Origin of the sequence: Pseudomonas savastanoi, assembly GCF_020917325.1 — a bacterium.
In the GTDB taxonomy this organism is placed as follows: Bacteria; Pseudomonadota; Gammaproteobacteria; order Pseudomonadales; family Pseudomonadaceae; genus Aquipseudomonas; species Aquipseudomonas amygdali.
On record NZ_CP076652.1, the window covers coordinates 5,497,997 to 5,518,924 of the forward strand.

The 20,928-nt window shown below is 59.4% G+C and carries 25 protein-coding genes; 11 read left to right on the top strand and 14 right to left on the bottom strand.

What is annotated here, in order from left to right:
• Positions 1-22 precede the first annotated feature (22 nt).
• The 4 genes from trmB to KP808_RS23580 all read right to left on the bottom strand — a co-directional run bounded on the left by trmB (position 23) and on the right by KP808_RS23580 (position 2,311).
• Entirely contained in the window at positions 23-670 is a 648-nt protein-coding gene (gene trmB, locus KP808_RS23565) for a tRNA (guanosine(46)-N7)-methyltransferase TrmB (RefSeq protein WP_227447952.1), read from the bottom strand.
• 97 nt (positions 671-767) lie between these two features.
• The gene (locus tag KP808_RS23570) at positions 768-1,562 is read right to left on the bottom strand and encodes a thiazole synthase (RefSeq protein WP_230017030.1); all 795 of its coding nucleotides are present in this window, start codon (positions 1,560-1,562) and stop codon (positions 768-770) included.
• Between the two features lie 52 nt (positions 1,563-1,614).
• The gene (gene thiS, locus KP808_RS23575; protein WP_230017031.1) at positions 1,615-1,815 is read right to left on the bottom strand and encodes a sulfur carrier protein ThiS; all 201 of its coding nucleotides are present in this window, start codon (positions 1,813-1,815) and stop codon (positions 1,615-1,617) included.
• A 115-nt stretch (positions 1,816-1,930) separates the two neighbouring features.
• Positions 1,931-2,311, bottom strand: coding sequence for a DUF423 domain-containing protein (locus KP808_RS23580; RefSeq protein WP_230017032.1), 381 nt, complete (start codon positions 2,309-2,311; stop codon positions 1,931-1,933).
• 80 nt (positions 2,312-2,391) lie between these two features.
• On the opposite strand from KP808_RS23580, the gene mtgA reads away from it, so the two are divergent.
• On the top strand, positions 2,392-3,102 hold the full coding sequence (gene mtgA, locus KP808_RS23585) for a monofunctional biosynthetic peptidoglycan transglycosylase (protein WP_230017033.1): 711 nt from the start codon (positions 2,392-2,394) through the stop codon (positions 3,100-3,102).
• Between the two features lie 136 nt (positions 3,103-3,238).
• Here the strand turns inward: mtgA and rpoH are convergent, their stop codons facing one another.
• The 4 genes from rpoH to ftsY all read right to left on the bottom strand — a co-directional run bounded on the left by rpoH (position 3,239) and on the right by ftsY (position 7,407).
• Positions 3,239-4,093 carry an RNA polymerase sigma factor RpoH gene (rpoH, locus tag KP808_RS23590; protein ID WP_002555629.1) on the bottom strand — a complete coding sequence of 285 codons (855 nt, stop codon included), beginning with the start codon at positions 4,091-4,093 and terminating at the stop codon, positions 3,239-3,241.
• A gap of 118 nt (positions 4,094-4,211) precedes the next feature.
• Positions 4,212-5,246: a permease-like cell division protein FtsX gene (ftsX, locus tag KP808_RS23595; RefSeq protein ID WP_122281760.1), complete on the bottom strand. Its 1,035-nt coding sequence runs from the start codon at positions 5,244-5,246 to the stop codon at positions 4,212-4,214.
• Complete coding sequence (ftsE, locus tag KP808_RS23600; protein ID WP_002555631.1) at positions 5,243-5,914, bottom strand: cell division ATP-binding protein FtsE; 672 nt, start codon at positions 5,912-5,914, stop codon at positions 5,243-5,245. The genes ftsX and ftsE overlap by 4 nt, the downstream gene beginning before the upstream one ends.
• Positions 5,911-7,407, bottom strand: a complete 1,497-nt coding sequence (ftsY, locus tag KP808_RS23605; protein WP_230017034.1) for a signal recognition particle-docking protein FtsY — start codon at positions 7,405-7,407, stop codon at positions 5,911-5,913. Before ftsY ends, ftsE begins: the two co-directional genes overlap by 4 nt.
• Positions 7,408-7,663: 256 nt before the next feature.
• Here ftsY and KP808_RS23610 point away from each other — a divergent pair, with 256 nt between their 5' ends.
• The 6 genes from KP808_RS23610 (at position 7,664) to KP808_RS23635 (ending at position 13,075) form a co-directional block, all read left to right on the top strand.
• Positions 7,664-9,016: a M16 family metallopeptidase gene (locus KP808_RS23610; protein ID WP_002555633.1), complete on the top strand. Its 1,353-nt coding sequence runs from the start codon at positions 7,664-7,666 to the stop codon at positions 9,014-9,016.
• Positions 9,013-10,506: a M16 family metallopeptidase gene (locus KP808_RS23615; RefSeq protein ID WP_230017035.1), complete on the top strand. Its 1,494-nt coding sequence runs from the start codon at positions 9,013-9,015 to the stop codon at positions 10,504-10,506. Before KP808_RS23610 ends, KP808_RS23615 begins: the two co-directional genes overlap by 4 nt.
• Positions 10,506-11,090, top strand: coding sequence for a 16S rRNA (guanine(966)-N(2))-methyltransferase RsmD (gene rsmD / locus KP808_RS23620; protein ID WP_230017036.1), 585 nt, complete (start codon positions 10,506-10,508; stop codon positions 11,088-11,090). Before KP808_RS23615 ends, rsmD begins: the two co-directional genes overlap by 1 nt.
• Before the next feature lie 264 nt (positions 11,091-11,354).
• On the top strand, positions 11,355-11,633 hold the full coding sequence (locus tag KP808_RS23625; RefSeq protein WP_058401209.1) for a type II toxin-antitoxin system RelE/ParE family toxin: 279 nt from the start codon (positions 11,355-11,357) through the stop codon (positions 11,631-11,633).
• Positions 11,634-11,645: 12 nt separating this feature from the next.
• Positions 11,646-11,939 carry a HigA family addiction module antitoxin gene (locus KP808_RS23630; RefSeq protein WP_058401186.1) on the top strand — a complete coding sequence of 98 codons (294 nt, stop codon included), beginning with the start codon at positions 11,646-11,648 and terminating at the stop codon, positions 11,937-11,939.
• Between the two features lie 110 nt (positions 11,940-12,049).
• Positions 12,050-13,075 (top strand): hydrolase, encoded by a 1,026-nt coding sequence (locus KP808_RS23635; protein WP_230017037.1) that lies wholly within the window; start codon positions 12,050-12,052, stop codon positions 13,073-13,075.
• 16 nt (positions 13,076-13,091) lie between these two features.
• Here the strand turns inward: KP808_RS23635 and KP808_RS23640 are convergent, their stop codons facing one another.
• Together KP808_RS23640 and KP808_RS23645 are read right to left on the bottom strand one after the other, a co-directional pair.
• Positions 13,092-13,949, bottom strand: a complete 858-nt coding sequence (locus KP808_RS23640) for a sulfurtransferase (RefSeq protein WP_058401185.1) — start codon at positions 13,947-13,949, stop codon at positions 13,092-13,094.
• Positions 13,950-14,003: 54 nt separating this feature from the next.
• Positions 14,004-14,666, bottom strand: a complete 663-nt coding sequence (locus KP808_RS23645; protein WP_005744091.1) for a TetR/AcrR family transcriptional regulator — start codon at positions 14,664-14,666, stop codon at positions 14,004-14,006.
• A 314-nt stretch (positions 14,667-14,980) separates the two neighbouring features.
• Between KP808_RS23645 and coaD the strand changes: the two genes are divergently transcribed.
• Entirely contained in the window at positions 14,981-15,460 is a 480-nt protein-coding gene (gene coaD, locus KP808_RS23650) for a pantetheine-phosphate adenylyltransferase (protein ID WP_002555639.1), read from the top strand.
• Positions 15,461-15,558: 98 nt separating this feature from the next.
• Positions 15,559-15,810, top strand: coding sequence for a YfhL family 4Fe-4S dicluster ferredoxin (locus KP808_RS23655; protein WP_003316325.1), 252 nt, complete (start codon positions 15,559-15,561; stop codon positions 15,808-15,810).
• A gap of 8 nt (positions 15,811-15,818) precedes the next feature.
• On the opposite strand, the gene KP808_RS23660 is transcribed toward KP808_RS23655, so the two are convergent.
• The 3 genes from KP808_RS23660 to KP808_RS23670 form a co-directional block, all read right to left on the bottom strand.
• Positions 15,819-16,157 carry a hypothetical protein gene (locus KP808_RS23660; protein ID WP_004663352.1) on the bottom strand — a complete coding sequence of 113 codons (339 nt, stop codon included), beginning with the start codon at positions 16,155-16,157 and terminating at the stop codon, positions 15,819-15,821.
• Between the two features lie 98 nt (positions 16,158-16,255).
• Positions 16,256-17,068, bottom strand: a complete 813-nt coding sequence (gene mutM, locus KP808_RS23665; protein WP_058408319.1) for a bifunctional DNA-formamidopyrimidine glycosylase/DNA-(apurinic or apyrimidinic site) lyase — start codon at positions 17,066-17,068, stop codon at positions 16,256-16,258.
• A 42-nt stretch (positions 17,069-17,110) separates the two neighbouring features.
• Positions 17,111-17,923, bottom strand: coding sequence for an HDOD domain-containing protein (locus KP808_RS23670; RefSeq protein ID WP_172680529.1), 813 nt, complete (start codon positions 17,921-17,923; stop codon positions 17,111-17,113).
• 238 nt (positions 17,924-18,161) lie between these two features.
• Here KP808_RS23670 and KP808_RS23675 point away from each other — a divergent pair, with 238 nt between their 5' ends.
• Positions 18,162-18,701 carry a type 1 glutamine amidotransferase domain-containing protein gene (locus KP808_RS23675; protein ID WP_005735018.1) on the top strand — a complete coding sequence of 180 codons (540 nt, stop codon included), beginning with the start codon at positions 18,162-18,164 and terminating at the stop codon, positions 18,699-18,701.
• An 81-nt stretch (positions 18,702-18,782) separates the two neighbouring features.
• The gene (locus tag KP808_RS23680) at positions 18,783-19,979 is read left to right on the top strand and encodes a class I SAM-dependent rRNA methyltransferase (RefSeq protein WP_005744093.1); all 1,197 of its coding nucleotides are present in this window, start codon (positions 18,783-18,785) and stop codon (positions 19,977-19,979) included.
• Positions 19,980-20,087: 108 nt separating this feature from the next.
• Here the strand turns inward: KP808_RS23680 and KP808_RS23685 are convergent, their stop codons facing one another.
• On the bottom strand, positions 20,088-20,834 hold the full coding sequence (locus KP808_RS23685) for a TraX family protein (RefSeq protein WP_230017038.1): 747 nt from the start codon (positions 20,832-20,834) through the stop codon (positions 20,088-20,090).
• Between the last annotated feature and the right edge of the window lie 94 nt (positions 20,835-20,928).

The following is a 20,928-nucleotide window of genomic DNA, read 5'->3' on the forward strand; positions in this document are numbered from 1 at the left end:
TGACCGGGCACGATCAGCATACTCAGTCGAGCTTTTCGAACTTCAGATCCCAGACGCCGTGCCCAAGCTTCTCGCCACGGCGTTCGAACTTGGTGATCGGCCGTTCCGCAGGGCGCGGAACGTACTGGTTGTCTTCGGCCTGGTTGCGATAACCGGGCGCCACGCTCATCACTTCCAGCATGTATTCCGCGTACGGGCCCCAATCAGTGGCCATGTGGAACACGCCGCCTGCCTTCAGCTTGCTGCGCACCAGTGCGGCGAATTCAGGCTGCACGATGCGGCGCTTGTGGTGACGGCTCTTGTGCCACGGATCCGGGAAGAACAGCATCAGGCGATCAAGGCTGTTATCGGCGACGCAGCGGTTCAGCACTTCAATGGCGTCGCAATCGTAGACGCGCACATTGGTCAGCCCTTGGGTCAGCACACCGTTGAGCAGCGCGCCTACGCCTGGGGAATGCACCTCGACACCGATGAAATCGTGCTCGGGAGCCGCTGCCGCCATTTCCAGCAACGAGTGGCCCATGCCGAAGCCGATTTCCAGCGTGCGCGGCGCGGCGCGACCGAACACCTGATCGAAATCCACCGGCGCATCGGTCAGCGACAGGCCGTACAAAGGGAGACCTTGATCAAGGCCGCGCTGCTGACCTTCGGTCATGCGACCGGCACGCATCACGAAACTCTTGATGCGGCGGTGCGGGCGCTCTTCGCCTTCTTCGACAGCAGGCGACTCTGGGTGCGGAACGTGCGAATCAGTCATCAACGGGCTCTTACTTGATCAGGCCATCCAGCGGCGAAGACGCGCTGGCATAGAGTTTTCGTGGCATGCGGCCGGCGAGGTACGCCAAACGACCGGCAATTACAGCGTGCTTCATGGCTTCGGCCATCATCACCGGCTGCTGGGCATGGGCGATGGCCGAGTTCATCAATACGGCTTCACAGCCCAGCTCCATTGCGATGGTGGCGTCGGAGGCAGTGCCGACACCGGCATCGACCAATACCGGGACCCTGGTTTCTTCAAGAATGATCTGCAGGTTGTATGGGTTGCAGATCCCCAGACCACTGCCGATCAGCCCTGCCAGCGGCATGATCGCGATGCAGCCGATTTCGGCCAGCTGGCGGGCGATGATCGGGTCATCGCTGGTGTAGACCATCACATCGAAACCGTCCTTGACCAGTATCTCGGCGGCCTTGAGGGTTTCGATCACATTCGGAAACAGGGTTTTCTGGTCGGCCAGCACTTCGAGCTTGACCAGATTGCGACCGTCGAGCAGTTCGCGGGACAGGCGGCAGGTGCGCACGGCCTCGGTCGCATCGAAGCAGCCAGCGGTGTTCGGCAAGATGGTGTAGCGATCAGGCGGCAGCACGTCCAGCAGGTTCGGCTCGCCGGGGTTCTGGCCGAGGTTGGTGCGACGCACGGCAACGGTCACGATCTCGGCACCCGAGGCTTCGATGGCCAGACGGGTCTGTTCCATATCAATGTACTTGCCGGTGCCGACCAAAAGACGCGACTCGAAAGTCCGACCGGCCAGGACGAAGGGCTTGTCGCTGCGAACATTGCTCATCGGAAATCCTCATAACGTGCAGATGGGGGTTGGGCCAGGTGCGGGTTGCGAACTAGCCACCGCCAATGGCATGAACCACTTCGACCTGATCGCCTTCGCGCAGGACGGTCATCACATGCTGACTGCGCGGCACGATATCCAGGTTCAGTTCCACCGCAACCCGGCGTCCGGCAAGGTCCAGGCGGGTCAGTAATGCCGCGACGGTTTCGCCATCGGGCAATTCAAAGGGTTCACCGTTCAACTGAATGTGCATGCGAGAGCAGCCATCATTTTTGGGGGGCCAGCATTCTAGCCCGATCAGCCGGTATGACCAAGGCAAAGCCACGCCATTCGTCTCAAGCGCGGCCGGCTTCCAGGGGAGCAGATGCTCACGGAGGCGACCCCAGCCTCCAGGCCGCCAGCCCCAGCATCGACCAGCCGAACAGAAATGCCAGACCACCGAACGGGGTGATGATGCCCAGCTTGCTGAAACCGGTCAGGGTCAGCGCGTACAGGCTGCCGGAGAACAACAGTATGCCGATAGCGAACGAGAACCCGGCCCAGGTGACGAGGCGCCCGGGGATGTGCGTCGCCAGTATCGCCACACCGAGCAAGGCCAGCGCGTGGATCAGTTGGTAAAGCACACCCGTATGGAACACCGCCAGGTACTCGGCACTCAGGCGCTCCTTGAGGCCGTGGGCGGCAAATGCGCCCAACGCCACACCCGTGAAGCCGAAGAAGGCAGCAAGCATCAAAAAGCTACGAAGCATCAGGAACTCCAGTGAAAAATCGTCGAAAGGCGCACGGTCTGTATAATGGCCCGCTCAACGGGTTCGGCCAAGCCATCTCTATGCTGCAGTCTATTCTTCGTCGCATCGTCAAAGCCCTGCTATGGTTCGCCGCAGGCAGTGTTCTCGTGGTTCTGGTTCTGCGCTGGGTGCCGCCACCAGGCACCGCGCTGATGGTCGAGCGCAAGGTCGAATCCTGGGTCGACGGCGAGCCTATCGACCTGCAACGCGACTGGGAACCGTGGGACAGGATCTCCGACAACCTTAAAATTGCGGTCATTGCCGGCGAGGATCAGAAATTCGCCGAGCATTGGGGTTTCGACGTCGACGCCATTCAAGCGGCCATCCTGCATAACGAGCGCGGCGGCTCGATCCGTGGCGCCAGTACGCTTAGCCAGCAGGTGTCGAAAAACCTGTTCCTGTGGTCCGGTCGCAGCTACCTGCGCAAAGGGCTGGAGGCGTGGTTCACTATGCTCATCGAGCTGCTGTGGTCCAAGGAGCGCATCCTTGAGGTGTACCTGAACAGCGTCGAATGGGACGAAGGCGTATTCGGCGCGCAGGCCGCAGCGCAACACCACTTCCGCACCAACGCCAGCGCGCTTTCCGTACAACAGGCCAGCTACCTCGCCGCCGTCCTCCCCAACCCGCGCGAATGGAGCGCCAGCCACCCGAGCAGCTACGTCTCACGCCGCGCTGGCTGGATTCGTCAGCAAATGCGTCAATTGGGTGGGGATGAGTATTTGCTGGGGTTGAACAGCAGTCGTCGCTGGTGATGGGCTGGCGCTAGTTCGGAGCAGAGGACGCAGAGCGTCCAGAACGGCATGCCGACGCAGAGCATGGGCACGATAGCCAATCCCACTAACAAAAACGCCCCGATCATCTCGGGGCGTTTTTCGTTGCCGGGTAGCCTTACGCAGCTATCGACGTCTTGAGCTTGTTCATCGCGCTTTTTTCCAGCTGACGAATACGCTCGGCGGAGACGTTGTACTTCTGCGCCAGGTCGTGCAGCGTGGCTTTTTCTTCTGCCAGCCAGCGCTGGTAGAGGATGTCGCGGCTGCGTTCGTCCAGCACGTCCAGCGCCTGATGCAGGTTGGCGGTGGAGTTGTCGGTCCAGTCGGAATCTTCCAGTTGACGCGCCGGGTCGTAGCGGTGGTCTTCCAGATAGTTGGCTGGCGACTGGAACGCACTGTCGTCATCCGCTTCGGCTGCCGGGTCAAAGGCCATGTCATGGCCGGTCAGTCGGCTTTCCATCTCACGCACTTCACGCGGCTCGACACCCAGGCTTTCCGCGACGCGATGCACCTCGTCGTTGTTCAGCCAGGCCAGACGCTTCTTCTGGCTGCGCAGATTGAAGAACAGCTTGCGCTGCGCCTTGGTGGTGGCGACCTTGACGATGCGCCAGTTACGCAGGATGAACTCGTGAATTTCGGCCTTGATCCAGTGCACGGCAAAGGACACCAGACGCACGCCCATTTCAGGGTTGAAGCGCTTCACGGCCTTCATCAGACCGACGTTACCTTCCTGAATCAGGTCAGCCTGAGCCAGACCGTAACCCGAATAACTGCGCGCGATGTGCACGACGAAGCGCAGGTGGGCGAGGACCATTTGTCGGGCCGCGTCCAGATCCTGCTCATAGTAGAGACTCTCAGCCAGTTCACGCTCCTGCTCGGGCGTCAGCAAGGGAATGCTGTTGACCGTGTGCACATAGGCCTCAAGGTTCGCACCCGGGACTAAAGCATAAGCAGGTTGCAAAGAAGTGGTCATACGAAAAAACCTCCAGCGCACAGGTTATGTGCAGTTCAGCAATAGCCAGATTGACCCGGAACCGCTAACCAAGTTCCTTGATTTTCAGAAGCCAGTCTGGTGAACGAAAAATTTGCCTCTAACGGGGCGCCAGTTCACGCAAGTGACGAGCGACCGCAATCCAGGCACCGATATACCCTAACAGAACCGCTCCAAGCAAGAGCGAAAGACCATCACCCATCGGAACACCTGCCAGCGCAAAGTCGCTTCCATAGAGACCTGCCAGCCCGACGACCGCACCGTTCAGCCAGTTCAGGCCATAAGCCAGAACGCCCCAGGACAGGATACCTGCCCCGAAACCGTACAGCGCGCCCATATAAAGGAAGGGTCTGCGCACGTAGCTGTCAGTACCGCCCACCAGCTTGATGACTTCGATTTCGATACGGCGGTTTTCAATATGTAGACGAATTGTGTTACCAATTACTAACAGCAAAGCTGAGACAAGCAAAACCGTCAAGCCGAAAACGAAGCGGTCCCCCAGTTTGAGGATCGCGGCCAGCCTTTCGACCCAGACCAGGTCCAGCTGCGCCTGCTCGACTTTAGGCAGTTCTGCCAAGCGCGTGCGCAAGGCTTCCAGCGCAGGTTTGTCCACTTCATCCGGCGTTACCAGCACCACACCCGGAAGCGGGTTCTCTGGCAATTCCTTGAGCGCCTCGCCAAGACCGGACTGCTGCTTGAACTCACCCAATGCCTGTTCGCTGCTTATGTACTCGGCATCTGCCACGCCGGGCATCGACTTGATTTCATCACGCAGGCGAGTGCCATCAGCGGTGCTGGCATCCAGCTTCAGGTAGATCGAAATCTGCGCAGCGCGCTGCCACGAACCACCCAGACGCTCGACATTGCTCAGTAGCAATGACAGGCCCATCGGCAAGCTCAAGGCAATCGCCATCACCAGACAGGTAAAGAAACTGCCAATCGGTTGTTTTCCCAGACGTCGCAGGCTGTCCAGCAGACTGGAGCGATGGCTTTCCAGCCACGCCGACAACAACGCACTGAAATCCGGGCCGTCATCATCATGGTCGTGACGCTGCTTTTTCTTTTTCGGCGGCACTGGATCGGCGGCCTTGGGCGCAACGCGTTCGGAAACCTTGGGGCTGCGTGTAGCACTCATACTCCGGCCTCCCCGTCACCGATCAGACGCCCGCGTTGCAGGGTCAGCATGCGATGGCGCATGCGGGCAATCAATGCAAGGTCGTGACTGGCAATCAGCACGCTGGTCCCCAGTCGGTTGATATCTTCAAACACGCCCATGATTTCCGCCGCCAGACGTGGGTCGAGGTTACCGGTAGGTTCATCGGCCAGCAGCAAGGCCGGGCGATGGACAATGGCGCGGGCAATCCCGACACGCTGTTGCTGACCGGTGGACAGGTCGCCGGGGTACAGCTCGGCCTTATCGGATAGCGCCACACGCTCAAGGGCCGAATCGACCCGTTTGGCAATCTCGGGCTTGGACAGACCAAGGATCTGCAAGGGCAACGCAATGTTATTGAACACCGTGCGATCGAACAGCAACTGGTGATTCTGGAATACCACGCCGATCTGACGACGCAGAAACGGGATTTGTGCGTTGCTGATTTGCCCAAGGTCCTGGCCGGCCAGCATCAGTTTGCCGGTGGTCGGACGCTCCATGGCCAGCAACAGGCGTAACAGCGTGCTTTTGCCGGCACCGGAATGACCAGTGACGAACAAAAACTCGCCGCGACGTACTCGAAAGCTCAGTTCATGCAACCCGACATGTCCATTCGGGTAGCGCTTACCGACCTGCTCGAATCGAATCATGGACGCTCCCGCTCCGCAAACAGTGCCTGAACAAAGGGTTCGGCCTCGAAGGTACGCAAGTCATCGATACCTTCACCGACGCCGATATAGCGAATCGGCAAGCCGAACTGCTTGGCCAGGGCGAAAATCACGCCGCCTTTGGCTGTGCCATCCAGCTTGGTCAGCGCCAGCCCGGTCAACGTAACCGTCTGGTTGAATTGCTTGGCCTGATTGATAGCGTTCTGCCCGGTGCCTGCATCGAGGACCAGCAGGACTTCGTGAGGAGCATCTGCGTCCAGCTTGCCGATCACGCGGCGAACCTTCTTCAACTCCTCCATCAGGTTGTCCTTGGTGTGCAGGCGACCTGCGGTGTCGGCGATCAACACATCAACGCCACGGGCCTTGGCGGCCTGCACGGCATCGAAAATCACCGAGGCGGAATCGGCACCGGTGTGCTGGGCGATCACCGGAATGTGATTGCGCTCACCCCAGACCTGCAACTGCTCGACGGCCGCAGCGCGGAAGGTGTCGCCCGCTGCCAGCATGACTTTCTTGCCTTCCAGTTGCAGCTTCTTGGCCAGCTTGCCGATGGTCGTGGTCTTGCCCGCGCCATTGACGCCGACCACCAGAATCACGAACGGCTTGTGCTCGACCTTGATCACCAGCGGTTGCTCGACAGGCTTGAGCATCGCGGCCAGTTCACCCTGCAACGAGGTGTACAACGCCTGGGCGTCGGTCAACTGCTTGCGCGCGACTTTCTGGGTCAGGCTCTTGATGATGACTGAGGTGGCTTCAACGCCGACATCGGCGGTCAGCAGACGGGTTTCGATTTCTTCCAGCAGATCATCATCGATGGCCTTCTTGCCCAGAAACAGGCTGGCCATGCCTTCGCCGATGCTGGCGCTGGTTTTCGACAGCCCCTGCTTCAGACGAGCAAAAAAGCCGACCTTGCCGGTTTCGGGCTCTTGTACCGGAGCAGAGGCCAGAGCAGGAACCACTTGCGGAACAGGCGCTACCGGTTGTGGCACAGCCTGCGCGACGACGGGTTCTGGTTCTGGTTCTGGAACAGGCTGAACCAGCAGCGGCTCGGGAACACTCAGCGGCACGATATCGGCCACAGGTTCCGCCGCGACCGGCTCGGGCACGGCCTGAGCCTGACTTTGCTCCGGGATTGGCGGGGTGATGTGCGGCTCGCGCTCGTCACTCAGTGCCACTGGCTCTTCGGTTACCGGCAAGGTCAGCCACGGCTGAGGCGACGGCGCACCCGGCTCGACGTGGCCTTGCTGCGAATGCGCAACCGGTTCGACGATGCTCTCGGGTACAGATTGCGAGGCAACAGGAGGCTCAACCTGCGGCGTGGTCACAACCGGGTCGTGGACCGGATCGGGTTGCGTCGGGGATGATTCTTGTGGCGCTGGCTCGGCTTGCTGCGGTTTCTTGCGCAGCCATCCGAACAGGCCTTTCTTCTCTCCAGCCTCGGCTGGGGTCTTCTTGTCGTCGTTGGAACCAAACATGGAGGACGGCTATCTCAAGGTTGCGGGGCGCCAGAGGGCGACCCGGAAAAATTCTGACATGCAAAACAGACTGCGTTTAGGACTTCTTGTTCACTCAACGGCCGCGTGAAGCGCTACCTTTACCTGCGTTTCAGACAGGTTTCACTCGCAATCGGCCAGTGAAGGCTGTCTCTGAAGCAAACGGATCAGTATCCTAACACCCCCGCGCCCGCCGACGCTAAGTTCACGCGGGCCGTCCTACAGGTTCAAACTACGAATGAATGCTCTAGCCCGCCGCGCCGCAGGCCTGCTGCTCAGCACTATTTGTCTGCCTTTGACAGCATTGGCTGCTGATTCGCAACCGACCCATGAATTTACCCTGGACAATGGCCTGAAGGTTGTCGTCCGCGAAGATCACCGCGCTCCGGTGGTGGTTTCCCAAATCTGGTACAAGGTCGGCTCCAGCTACGAAACACCCGGCCAGACCGGCCTGTCCCATGCCCTTGAACACATGATGTTCAAGGGCAGCAGCAAGACCGGGCCGGGTGAGTCTTCACTGATTCTGCGCGATCTGGGCGCTGAAGAGAATGCGTTCACCAGCGATGACTATACCGCCTACTATCAGGTCCTGGCCCGCGATCGTCTGAGCGTCGCCCTGGAACTGGAAGCCGATCGCATGGCAACCCTGAAATTGCCCGCCGATGAGTTCAGCCGCGAGATCGAAGTCATCAAGGAAGAGCGTCGCCTGCGCACCGATGACAAGCCGATGGGCAAGGCATTCGAACGTTTCAAGGCGATGGCCTACCCTGCCAGCGGCTACCACACGCCGACCATTGGCTGGATGGCGGATCTGGAGCGCATGAAGGTTGAAGAGCTGCGCCACTGGTACGAATCCTGGTACGCACCGAACAACGCCACGCTGGTGGTGGTTGGCGATGTGCAACCGGACGAGGTCAAAGCCCTGGCAGAGCGTTTCTTCGGCCCGATCCCGCGCCGCGACGTGCCGCCCTCGAAAAAACCGCTGGAACTGGCCGAGCCGGGCGAGCGCAAGATCACTCTGCACGTCAAAACCCAGTTGCCGAGCCTGATTTACGGCTTCAACGTGCCAAGCGTTGCGACCGCTGAAGACCCACGTTCGGCGAATGCCCTGCGCCTGATTGCGGCACTGCTCGACGGTGGTTACAGCGCACGCATTTCCTCACGCCTGGAACGTGGCGAAGAACTGGTCTCCGGCGCATCGTCGCGCTACGACGCATTTGCTCGCGGCGACAGCCTGTTCATGATCAGCGCCACACCCAACCTGCAAAAGAAAAAGACCCTGGCCGATGTGGAAGCCGGCATCTGGCGTCTGCTCGACGAGCTGAAAACCAAGGCACCGTCCGCCGAAGAACTGGAGCGCGTTCGGGCTCAGGTCATTGCCGGTGTGGTCTACGAGCGCGACTCGATTACCAGCCAGGCGACCATGATCGGCGAGCTTGAAACCGTCGGCCTGTCCTGGAAGCTGATGGACAATGAGCTGGAAGCCCTGCAGAGCGTGACCCCGCAGGACATCCAGAAAGCAGCCAACACCTATTTCACCCGTGAGCGCCTCAGCGTTGCGCACGTTCTGCCTGAGGAGAAAGCCAAATGATCACGCGCAACGCTCCACGTCATGCGCTGCTTGGCCTGATCCTGGCCGGTTCGCTCGGCACCTTTGTCGCACTGCCAGCCGTGGCCGACAACGCCGCCCCTGCCGAGCAGGGCCAGGCTGCTCCGGCACTGGGCAGTAACCTGCAAACCCTCAAGGAGCTGGACGGCAAGGCACCGGCCCGTCGCGCCCTGAACATCCAGACCTGGAATACCGCCGAGGGTGCCAGGGTGCTGTTCGTGGAATCGCGCGAATTGCCGATGTTCGACATGCGCCTGACATTCGCCGCAGGCAGCAGCCAGGACCAGAAATCGCCCGGCATTGCCCTGTTGACCAACGCCATGCTCAATGAGGGCGTCAAAGGCAAGGACGTCAACGCCATCGCTCAGGGCTTCGAAGGCCTGGGAGCGGATTTCAGCAACGGTTCCTACCGTGACATGGCGGTCACGTCCTTGCGCAGCCTGAGTGCTGCCGACAAGCGCGACCCGGCCCTGAAGCTGTTCAGCGAAGTCGTGGGCAAGCCCACCTTCCCTGCCGACTCTCTGGCCCGTATCAAAAACCAGTTGATCGCCAGTTTCGAGAATCAGAAACAGAACCCCGGCGCTATCGCCAGCAAGGAACTGTTCAACCGTCTCTACGGCGACCATCCCTACGCTCACCCGAGCGAAGGCGACGCAAAAAGCATCGATGCCATTACCCTGGCTCAGCTCAAGGCTTTCCACGCCAAAGGTTATGCGGCAGGCAATGCGGTGATTGCTTTGGTAGGCGATCTGTCGCGGGACGAAGCGCAAGCCGTCGCGGCGCAGGTTTCCGCCTCGCTGCCCAAAGGCCCGGCACTGGCGAAGGTCGCTGATCCGGTTGAGCCGAAGGCAGGCACCACGCATATCGAATTCGCGTCCAACCAGACCCACCTGATGCTCGCGCAACTGGGCATCGACCGTAACGACCCGGACTACGCGGCGCTGACCGTGGGTAACTCGGTATTGGGTGGTGGCGGCTTCGGCAGCCGACTGATGACCGAAGTGCGGGAAAAACGCGGCCTGACCTACGGCGTGTCATCTGGCTTCACCGCCATGCAGGTTGCCGGACCGTTCATGATCGGCCTGCAAACGCGTGCGGAAATGAGCGAAAACACCCTCAAGCTGGTGCAGGACATCGTTCGCGACTTCCTCGCCAACGGCCCGACCCAGAAAGAAGTCGACGATGTGAAGCGCGAACTGACCGGCAGCTTCCCGCTTACCGCAGCCAGCAATTCGGCCATCGTGGGTCAGCTAGGTGCAATCGGCTTCTACAACCTGCCGCTGACCTACCTTGAGGACTACATGGCCGCCGCCCAGAGCGTGACCGTCGAACAGGTGAAAGCTGCGATGAGCAAGCACCTGAGCGCCGACAAGATGGTCATTGTTACCGTTGGCCCGACCGTGGAGCAAAAGCCATTGCCAGCGCCGACCGACAAACCCACCCGCCAACCTGTAGGGGTCCCGGAACACTGATGGCCAATCCACGTCCGAAGGGCCACAACGGCCTGGGTCAGCTTCGTATCATCGGCGGAGAATGGGGCAGCCGTCGCCTGACCTTCCCCGACGCCCCCGGCCTGCGCCCGACGCCTGATCGGGTGCGCGAAACCCTGTTCAATTGGCTGGCACCCTACATCGCTGGTGCCAGGGTGCTGGACGTTTTCACTGGCAGCGGCGCACTGTATTTCGAAGCCCTGTCCCGTGGCGCCAGCATGGGCCTGGCGCTGGACAGCAACGCGGCGGCCATCGCCAGCCTGCGCCAGAACCTCAACGCACTGAACTGCACCAACGGCCAGGTCTCCCAGACCGACGCCCTGCGCCATCTGGAAACCGCCACGGCATCGCCCTTTGACGTGGTGTTCCTCGACCCGCCCTTCCATCAAGGCCTGCTGGCTTCAGCCTGCAACCTGCTGGAAAGCCACGGCTGGCTGGCCGACACCGCCTGGATCTACACCGAAAGCGAAACCCCGCCATCGACCACCGGCTTGCCGGGAAGCTGGCGATTGCACCGCGAGAAAAAGGCTGGTCAGGTGTATTACGCGTTGTGGCAGCGGGGCTAGGCCGCTTTCATACGCTACTGGGTGGAGCGCATGGCGCGCTCCATTCTTGCCTCAATATCCCTCTCAGATCATGCGACCTACTTGAATTAAAGACCCATCCTACGTCGCACTCGTTGACCCGTAATCGCAAAAATAGTCCCATTTGCTCACGACATTTACACGTTCTGCATGGCCTCTGCGTGCATGAAGGAAAGTTATGAACAAAGAAAACAGGACAGCAAAATGGCGATTGCGGAGTGTGATGTGCCGCATCACAATCACAGCTTGATCGTCAGCTGGAGACACAAAGGTCTCAGGATTTTTTTTGAAACCGGCTCTACAAGCGGAATCAGGGCAGATCATTCAAGACGTATCGCACATGTCCTGATGGTTCTGAATCGAGCGAAAGTGCCAGCTAACATCAATATACCCGGCTGGCGGCTTCACCCCCTCAGGGGAGAACTGGAAGGGTTCTGGTCAATAACTGTAAACGCCAACTGGCGTATTATTTTTCGTTTCCTAGAGACAGATGTCGAGCTGGTCGATTATCTGGATTACCACTGAGCGGAGGTCCCTGTGGAAATGCATAACCCCCCACATCCGGGTGAAATCCTGCTTGAAGAGGTGATTCCTGGTCTGCAGACCACCGTTTCGGAGTTCGCCAGTCATCTGGGCTTTGCCAAAGAGACCCTTTCAGAAATACTGAATGGGCTTGCACCTGTGAGTCCTGACCTGGCAGTAAGGCTTGAGCGGGCGGGCATCAGCAGCGCGCGTCTTTGGCTGAGCATTCAGGCTGATCACGACCTGTGGCAGGCCGAGCGTCGCGAGCAGCCGCCAATCGAGCCTTACGTCAGAGCGGGTCAAGGTTAGCAACGCATCACGGGGACACGCCACCACGCTACTTGAATCTCCCCTTACATCCCGGTCCACTTAATGGCAACGTACAGCTTCAGTCACTGCACCGATCGTTGAGCAAGCACGTGTCCACACGCCCTACCTTTCTGTCCCATGCCAATCCATTCATCCCGGCCGTCGGCATGGGCAATCCGCATTTGCAGACGCTGTGGGGGCCGCTGCTGCGCAGGCCGACGTTGCTGGCGCGCACTCGCGAGCGGTTGTGGTTGAAGGATGGGGATTTTCTGGACATGGACTGGCATGGTCCGGATGAGCCCGATAAACCCCTGGTTCTTGTACTGCACGGCCTGACCGGGTCGTCCAATTCGCCGTATGTAGCCGGTCTGCAAAAGGCCATGGCGGCGCAGGGCTGGCCCAGTGTGGCGCTGAACTGGCGCGGGTGCTCGGGAGAGCCGAACCTGCTGTCGCGCAGCTATCACTCGGGAGCCAGCGAGGATCTGGCCGAGGTGATCGCTCATTTGCGTTCGCTGCGGCCACTGGCTCCGATTTATGCGGCGGGGTATTCGCTGGGCGGCAATGTGTTGCTCAAGTACTTGGGTGAATCCGGCGCTAGCAGTGATCTTCGGGGAGCGGTGGCGGTGTCAGTGCCGTTTCGGCTGGACGAATGCGCCAACCGCATCGGCCAAGGGTTCTCCAGGGTTTATCAACGGCACTTCATGCGCGAAATGCTGGCGTATATCCGTGACAAGCAGCATCGCTTCCAGCATGAAGGCATCAGCGAGGGGCTGGCCGAACTCGCCGCGCTGGGCTCACTGGAGAACATGCGAACGTTCTGGGACTTCGATGGACGGGTGACTGCACCGCTGCATGGTTTTTCCGACGCCACGGATTACTACCGCAGGGCATCCAGCCGCTACTATCTGGGGCAGATTCAGACGCCGACGCTGATCATCCAGTCCAGCGACGACCCGTTCGTGTTCCCCCACAGCCTCCCCGAACCGAGCGAGCTGTCGTCCTGCACCGAGTTCGAGCTACACGCCAAAGGCGGGCATGTCGGTTTCGTCGACGGCTCGCTGCGCAATCCGGGCTATTACCTTGAGCGCCGCATCCCGCTTTGGCTAAGCGCTGCACATCAGCGCGAAAACGCCTGATCAGGCTGACGACGGATCAAGCGGCGCCCGTGGCGATTTCATGCTCAGGATCGTTGATCCACTCGCTCCACGAGCCCGCATAAAGCGTTGCCAGCGGGTATCCGGCCAGACAAAGGGCGAACAGGTTATGGCAGGCCGTGACGCCTGATCCGCAATAAGACACCAGACTTTCCGGCGGACGACCCTGCAGTTTTTCGGCAAAACGCTGCCTGAGCTGCTCAGGTGGCAAAAAGCGTCCATCCGGGCCGAGGTTATCGGTGCAGGCCGCACACTGAGCACCGGGAATATGCCCGGCGACGGGGTCAAGAGGCTCTACGTCACCTCGGAAGCGCGCTTCGGCACGGGCGTCGATCAAGGTCATTTCCGGGCGACCGAGGCGGCCATGCAAGCGACTGCCGCTGAGCACCATCGACATGTCCGGCTCACCGCTGAAACTGCCTGGCTCACGATTCGGCGCGTCGAGGCTCAACGGCAATCCGGCAGCGTGCCAGGCTTTCAGCCCGCCATCGAGCAGGTACACGCCTTCGCGCTTGCCCATCCAGGCCAGCAACCACCAGGCGCGCGCGGCATACATTCCAGGTCCGTCGTCATACAGCACGATATCGCTGTCAGCGCTGATGCCCCATGCCTGAAAACACTGTAACAAGACTTCCGGGTCCGGCAGCGGGTGGCGGCCTGTTTTGCCTTTGATCGCTGGCCCGCTGAGGTCGCGCTTCAGATCGGCAAAGGACGCGCCCTCAATACGCCCCTGGGCGTAACTGCGCTGACCGTAATCGGAATCTTCGAGCGCATAACGGCAATCGAGAATCACCAGACCTGGGGTTTTCTGTCGTGCAGCCAGTTGCTCGGGGCTGATCAGTTGCGCAATGGACATGACACACTCCTGTGGCAGAGAACCGACAAGCGGGCCGCTCATCGGCTCTGAAATTCACATCAGAACCTCAGGCAACGTCGAGTGAAACGTTTCGCATAGCGCGTCGAACGCTTCGCGAGCCTGAGGCGCGACAAATACAGATTCGAGCATAAGTACCTGATAGACGCCACGTCGAATCGCTGATTCGTTCAACTCTGTAGCGTTTTCCCGGTTGGTGCACAGAAAACGCACCCACGACGTCAGAACGATCCAGGTGTTGAGACTGGTCCATTCGATCTGCGATTCATCCATTTTCAGGATGCCAGCCTTGATAAACCCCCGATAGATAGTCATCGCCTGCATCAGGCAGCGATACGAAAAGCGCCGGTAACGCCTCGCCAGCTCTGCATCCGACGTCAGTAGATGCTCAAGGTCGCGGTGCAGAAAACGGTAGCGCCACATGGCGTCCATTATCGCCAGAAAATAATCGCGCTTGTCTTCGATGGTCGGCGGGCGGTCGGCAGGCAGGGTCAGAAAACTGCCCACCAGCGTTTCATACTCGGTGAACAGCTCGGCGATGATCACCTGCTTGTTGGCGAAGTGGTAATAGAGATTGCCGGGCGAGATTTCCATGTGCGCAGCAATATGATTGGTGGTCACGCTTCGTTCGCCCTGCTGATTGAACAGCTCCAGACTGGTTTGCACGATGCGTTCACGGGTTTTGGTACGGGTTGCCATGCGGACAAGGCCACTCTAAGTGCTAATCAGATGATGGCAATCTTAACGCAGGCAGATGCCGCAATGGTGGCAGAATCGAAGCAGCACCAGTGACGAGTCGACGCAGGCAAGCTGAACACAAGGTGTCTTAGCCAATTGCTGCGCGTCGAGCATCATCCGCACCACAGTAAATAGCCCCAAAATCGGGGGTTTGGGCTGAAACATGGCCGATAATCGGCGCAATACGACGCTTGGCGCTTATTACGCAGCTTGGCCCATCGGGAAGGCTGCGATACCATCCGAGTCCCACAACGGACTCCGACCAGGACGACGCGATGAACCGAGTGTTGTACCCAGGCACCTTCGACCCGATTACCAAGGGCCATGGAGATTTGGTCGAGCGCGCCTCGCGCCTGTTCGACCACGTGGTCATTGCGGTTGCCGCCAGCCCGAAGAAAAACCCGCTGTTTCCTCTGGAACAACGCGTCGAACTGGCCCGCGAAGTCACCAAACACCTGCCCAACGTGGAAGTCGTCGGCTTCTCGACGCTGCTCGCGCATTTTGCCAAGGAACAGAATGCCAACGTCTTTCTGCGCGGCCTTCGCGCGGTATCAGACTTCGAGTACGAGTTTCAGTTGGCCAACATGAATCGTCAGCTGGCACCGGACGTCGAAAGCCTGTTCCTCACACCTTCAGAGCGCTACTCGTTCATTTCCTCGACGTTGGTGCGTGAAATCGCGGCGTTGGGCGGTGATATCACCAAATTCGTTCATCCTGCTGTCGCTCAGGCGCTGACCGAACGCTTCAAGCGCTAGACGCACTGCATGTGAAGGTGCATCCCGAAGCCTAATGCGGCACAATTCGCCGCATTGGTTTTAATGTGCCCCGGCGTCGGCTGCGGCAGGAGCAATTCATGTCCCTTATCATCACTGACGATTGCATCAACTGCGACGTCTGCGAACCCGAGTGCCCAAACGAGGCGATTTCACAAGGCGAGGAGATCTACGTGATCAACCCGAACCTGTGCACCGAATGTGTGGGTCACTACGACGAGCCTCAATGCCAGCAGGTTTGCCCGGTCGACTGCATCCCCCTGGATGAAAATCACGTCGAGAGCAAAGAACAGCTGATGGACAAGTACCGGATCATCACCAGCAAAGCCTGATACAGCCTTTACTGCTGCTTGCCATACCCGTCACCGGTGCAACCCAGGCAACGCACAAAAGCTGCCTTGCCCGGATCGACCACCAGCGCCTTGCCCGTTGCGCCGAGGTTGCCGCCTGCCGCTGCAAAAGGCGCAGCAATCACGAACAGCCCTGTACCGATGACCGTGGCCGCGATCAACAGCGGTCGGGCGATCAGCAGATCGCCGATCATCGCGAACGCTGGCGGGTTCTGAATGGTGTAGACCGGATCGCCGCTGCCGGTGGAGACATCGGCGGCAATCGCAGGCAGTGCCTGCAGGCCGACAAACAGCGCCAGCGTGGCAGCAAGAATACGAAACGGGCTCATGGCTTGGTCCTTCAGGCGTAGCAAATAATTAAGGTGCCATCACTATAAACAGGGGTGCAGCTTAAGCAAGTGGCCTTATGCTCTGCGCCTCTCGTATTTCAGCGCTGGCATTTTGGACAATAAACACTGGCGCGCTGCCCCAGCTTGATTTCACGCAACGTTGTACCGCAGACCTTGCATGGCTGGCCGCCACGCCCGTAGACAAACAATTCCTGCTGGAAATACCCCGGCTTGCCGTCGCCGCCGATGAAGTCACGCAGCGTGGTGCCGCCGCGTTCTATAGCGTAGGCCAGAATGCGCTTGATCTCGATGGCGAGCTTGAGATAACGCGCCCGTGAAATTCCTCTGGCTTCGCGTCGCGGGTCTATACCTGCCGCGAACAGCGCTTCGGTCGCGTAGATATTGCCCACCCCGACCACCACGGCGTTGTCCATGACAAACGGTTTGACCGCAATCGACTTGCCGCGCGAGCGCTCGTAAAGGCGCTCACCGTCGAACAGATCGGTCAGCGGCTCCGGCCCCAGACGAATCAACAATTCGTGGTTATGCGGATCAAGGCTCCAGAGCATCGCCCCGAATCGACGCGGGTCGGTATAGCGCAAGGCCAGCCCGGACTCCAGTTCGATATCGACATGCTCGTGCTTGAGCGCCGGAAGCCCGGCCTCGACGAGGCGCAGATTGCCCGACATGCCCAAGTGGCTGATCAGCGTACCCACTTCGGCCTGAATCAGTAGGTACTTGGCGCGCCGGTCCACCTGCACAATGCGCTGTCCGGAAAGTCGGATGTCCAAATCTTCGGGAATGGGCCAGCGCAAACGGCTGTCGCGCACGATAACGCGGCTGACACGCTGACCTTCAAGATGGGGCGCAATGCCGCGACGGGTGGTTTCTACTTCGGGTAATTCAGGCATGGATAACTCGGTTTTACAGGGATGACAAGCCAGCGCACAGACTCAACGTGCGCCCAGCTCGCGGATGCTTTCCCTCAGGTATTCAAAGTCATATTCGGACAAGCCCACGTAGTCCAGCACCAGCGCACCAATGCATTCCCATTCGTGATCTTCGTCCTGATTGCCCAGTACCTGGTAGGACTGGCAGATGTGCTCAGCCATTTTCAGGGGCGCCAGGAGGTTCTTGAGCGGGGCATTGCGACTGGTATCGTCCTGAAAAATCGCCAACGCGTTGTGATGATTGGCGATCGCGTCAGTCACGTGCGCAGGCAAGCGCCATGACTTGGCCGTGTAATAGCCGACCACCGAGTGGTTGGTATCGAACGCGGCGTTTTCAGTATCGACGATGCGACAATCAGGCCCTGCGTTGGCGTAGGCTTCTTCAAGGACCGGCATGTAATTCGGGAAACGCTTGAGCATCAGCGGAATACCGCAGTCATGGAACAGGCCCAATGCGTAGGATTCATCCACAGTCTGCGAGCCGATGCGCTTGGCCAGGGTCAGACTGGTCATTGCGACATCCTGCGCGGTATCCCAGAAGCGGTTGAGCGCGACGATGGTCTCATCGGTCATCTCGCCCCTGATCGACTGCGCGTTGATCAGATTGATCACGGTACGGCTGCCCAGCAGATTCACAGCCTTGTCAATCGAGGCGATCTTGTTGGACAGGCCATAGTGCGCAGAGTTGACGATCTTCAGCAGCGCCCCGGACAACCCCGGATCTTGCGCAATCAACCGCGCAATTACACCCAGGTCCGGATCGGGCATGTACTGCTCCATCTGCAGATCCACCATGATCTGCGGCTGCGGAGGCACACTGATGCCCTGCAACGCTTGCTGGATCTGTTCTGGGCTTAGCTCTTCGGACATAGGAATTTACTCACCGTAATGACTGGATTCTGACCCCTTGCGGGGAAACGGTCCATCACCCGAGACGAAGATATTCTCGGAACTTTGCCACATGCCAGGCTTCGGACCTTGTGTTGACGGCGTATATAGCGGCCTCAAAACGGCCGCCAGACGCCACCCTGAAAGCCCGACACTGGAGGATCCCATGTCTAAAGCACTGACTGGCAAACGCATCGCAATTCTTGTAACCGACGGTTTCGAACAGGTCGAACTGACCGGTCCGAAAGAAGCGCTGGAGCAAGCAGGTGCCACCGTGGAAATCCTTTCCACCGAAGAAGGCCAGGTCAAAGGCTGGAATCACGACAAGCCTGCCGATGATTTCAAGATTGATCGCACATTCAAGGCGGCCAACGCCAGCGACTACCACGGCGTAGTTCTGCCAGGCGGCGTACAGAACTCCGACACCATCCGCATAGACACTGACGCCCAGAAGCTCGTCAAGGATATTGAGGGTTCCGGCAAACCAGTGGCGGTTATCTGCCATGGCGGCTGGCTGTTGATATCGGCAGGCCTGGTGAAGGGTAAGACCCTGACCAGCTTCAAGACGCTGAAAGATGACCTGGTCAACGCTGGCGCCAAGTGGGTTGATCAGGAAGTTGTCACCGACGGCACGCTGATCAGCAGTCGTCAGCCTGATGACATCCCGGCCTTCAACAGCAAATTGATTGAAGCGCTGTCGGCGTAACAGGTTGCGATTATTGTAGTCATCCCGGCGCACTACCGGGATGACGCGCTATAATCCCGCTCTTTTTTCAGGAGCGACGTCATGTCCCTGCCTAGCTTGCGCCTCAAAGCCAACGCCGACCGCCGCCTGCGCGCCGGTCACTTGTGGGTCTACAGCAACGAAATCGACGTAGCCGCCACCCCGCTGCATGGTTTTGCAGCCGGTGATCAGGCAATCCTCGAAGCTGCTGGCGGCAAGCCGCTGGGCATTGTCGCCATGAGCCCCAACAACCTGATCTGCGCACGCTTGCTGTCGCGCGATATCAAGCTGCCGCTCGATAAGTCTCTGCTGGTCCATCGCCTGAACGTGGCGCTGTCGCTGCGCGAGCGCCTGTTCGACAAGCCTTTCTACCGCCTGGTCTACGGCGATTCAGACCTGATGCCGGGTCTGGTGGTGGATCGGTTCGGTGACATTCTGGTTGTCCAGCTGGCCTCGGCCACCATGGAAAACCACAAGGAAGACATCATTGCCGCGCTGGTTCAGGTCATCAAGCCAAGCGGCATCCTGTTCAAGAACGACTCAGCCGCGCGCGATGCGGAAGGCCTGAATCGTTACGTCGAAACCGTGTTCGGCCTGGTTCCCGAATGGGTTGCGCTGGAAGAAAACGGCGTGAAGTTCGAAGCACCGGTGATGGCCGGGCAGAAGACCGGCTGGTTCTACGACCATCGCATGAACCGCGCGCGCATTGCCCCCTACGTCAAAGGCAAGCGTGTGCTGGACCTGTACAGCTACATCGGTGGCTGGGGAATTCAGGCAGCAGCCTTCGGTGCCAGCGACGTGACCTGCGTCGACGCATCGTCCTTCGCCCTTGATGGCGTAGAGCGCAACGCAGCCCTGAATGGCTTCGCAGAAAAAATGACCTGCATCGAAGGCGATGTCTTTGAAGCGCTGAAAGAGCTGAAGGCCGGTGAAGAGCGTTTCGACGTGATCGTTGCCGACCCGCCTGCGTTCATCAAACGCAAGAAAGACATGAAAAACGGCGAAGGCGCTTACCGCCGCCTGAACGAGCAAGCTATGCGCCTGCTCAGCAAGGACGGCATTCTGGTCAGCGCTTCCTGCTCCATGCACCTGCCGGAAGACGACCTGCAAAACATCCTCCTGACCAGCGCCCGCCATCTGGACCGCAACATCCAGCTACTGGAACGCGGCGGCCAGGGCCCGGACCATCCGGTACACCCGGCAATTGCCGAGACGCGCTACATCAAGAGCATTACCTGCCGGTTGCTGCCTAATAGCTGATACCTCCAGCGTCGGAATGCAGCTCGTGACGCTCTGCCTCGCAAGAGGGCGCAGAGCGTCCGGAACGGCATGCGACGCGGAGCGTCGCACGATAGTTGAAGTTATCGTTCAGCCACGCTCCAACGCCGTCCGCAAACCCAGCAATACCAGAAAGTGCAGCGGGTAAATCGCATAGGCCCAGCGCCGCATCGGGATCACTGCGAACTTCGGTTTGGTGCGCAGTAGCGCTATGCCCAGCGCAGGTGCCACCAGGCAGGCGGCTATCGAGCCAATGGAAATCGGGTCGCCCCAGCTCGCGCCGGCAATCATCTGCGGCCAGGCATTGGCTGCGAGACAGAAAACTGCCGGAAACACCGAATACCAAAGACGCTTTTGCAGCACCAACAGAAAAACCAGCGGCAGCAGCACGCCAGCAAAACCAAACATCAATTGTTGCTGAAAAACCGCCCCAAACAGCAGGGCCACGATGGCCATGATCCGCGTCGTCACGTTGCGATGCTGCCAGCCTTGAGCAATCAGCAGCCCCAGCAACAGGGTCGGCATCACGTTCAGCACGGTCACGTCCGCCATGAACAGCCGATACGGTATTTCTGCTAGCGCTGCGAATACCAGCAGCCAGCCCAGATAGCGCCATTGCACCCGCGGGGCCAGAATGGCTGCGCTGCGCCGGGAAAGGTTTACGGCAATTGCCAGACAGAACCAGGGAAAGGCGAAACGCCCCGGCACGTAAAGAAAATCAACTGACCAGCCCACATAGCGAAGATGATCGAGCACCATGCTCAGCATCGCCAGCCACTTGAGCAGGTCCAGCGCCTTGTTGCGTCCGGGCAGAAAAGGCGGGTTGGACAGATCCATATCGCTCCTGAATGGGGAATTGCGTCATGCAGTCAATACATGACCGAACCTTATATTGTCGCTACAGTGCGCACCATAATCGCCCATAAGGAAT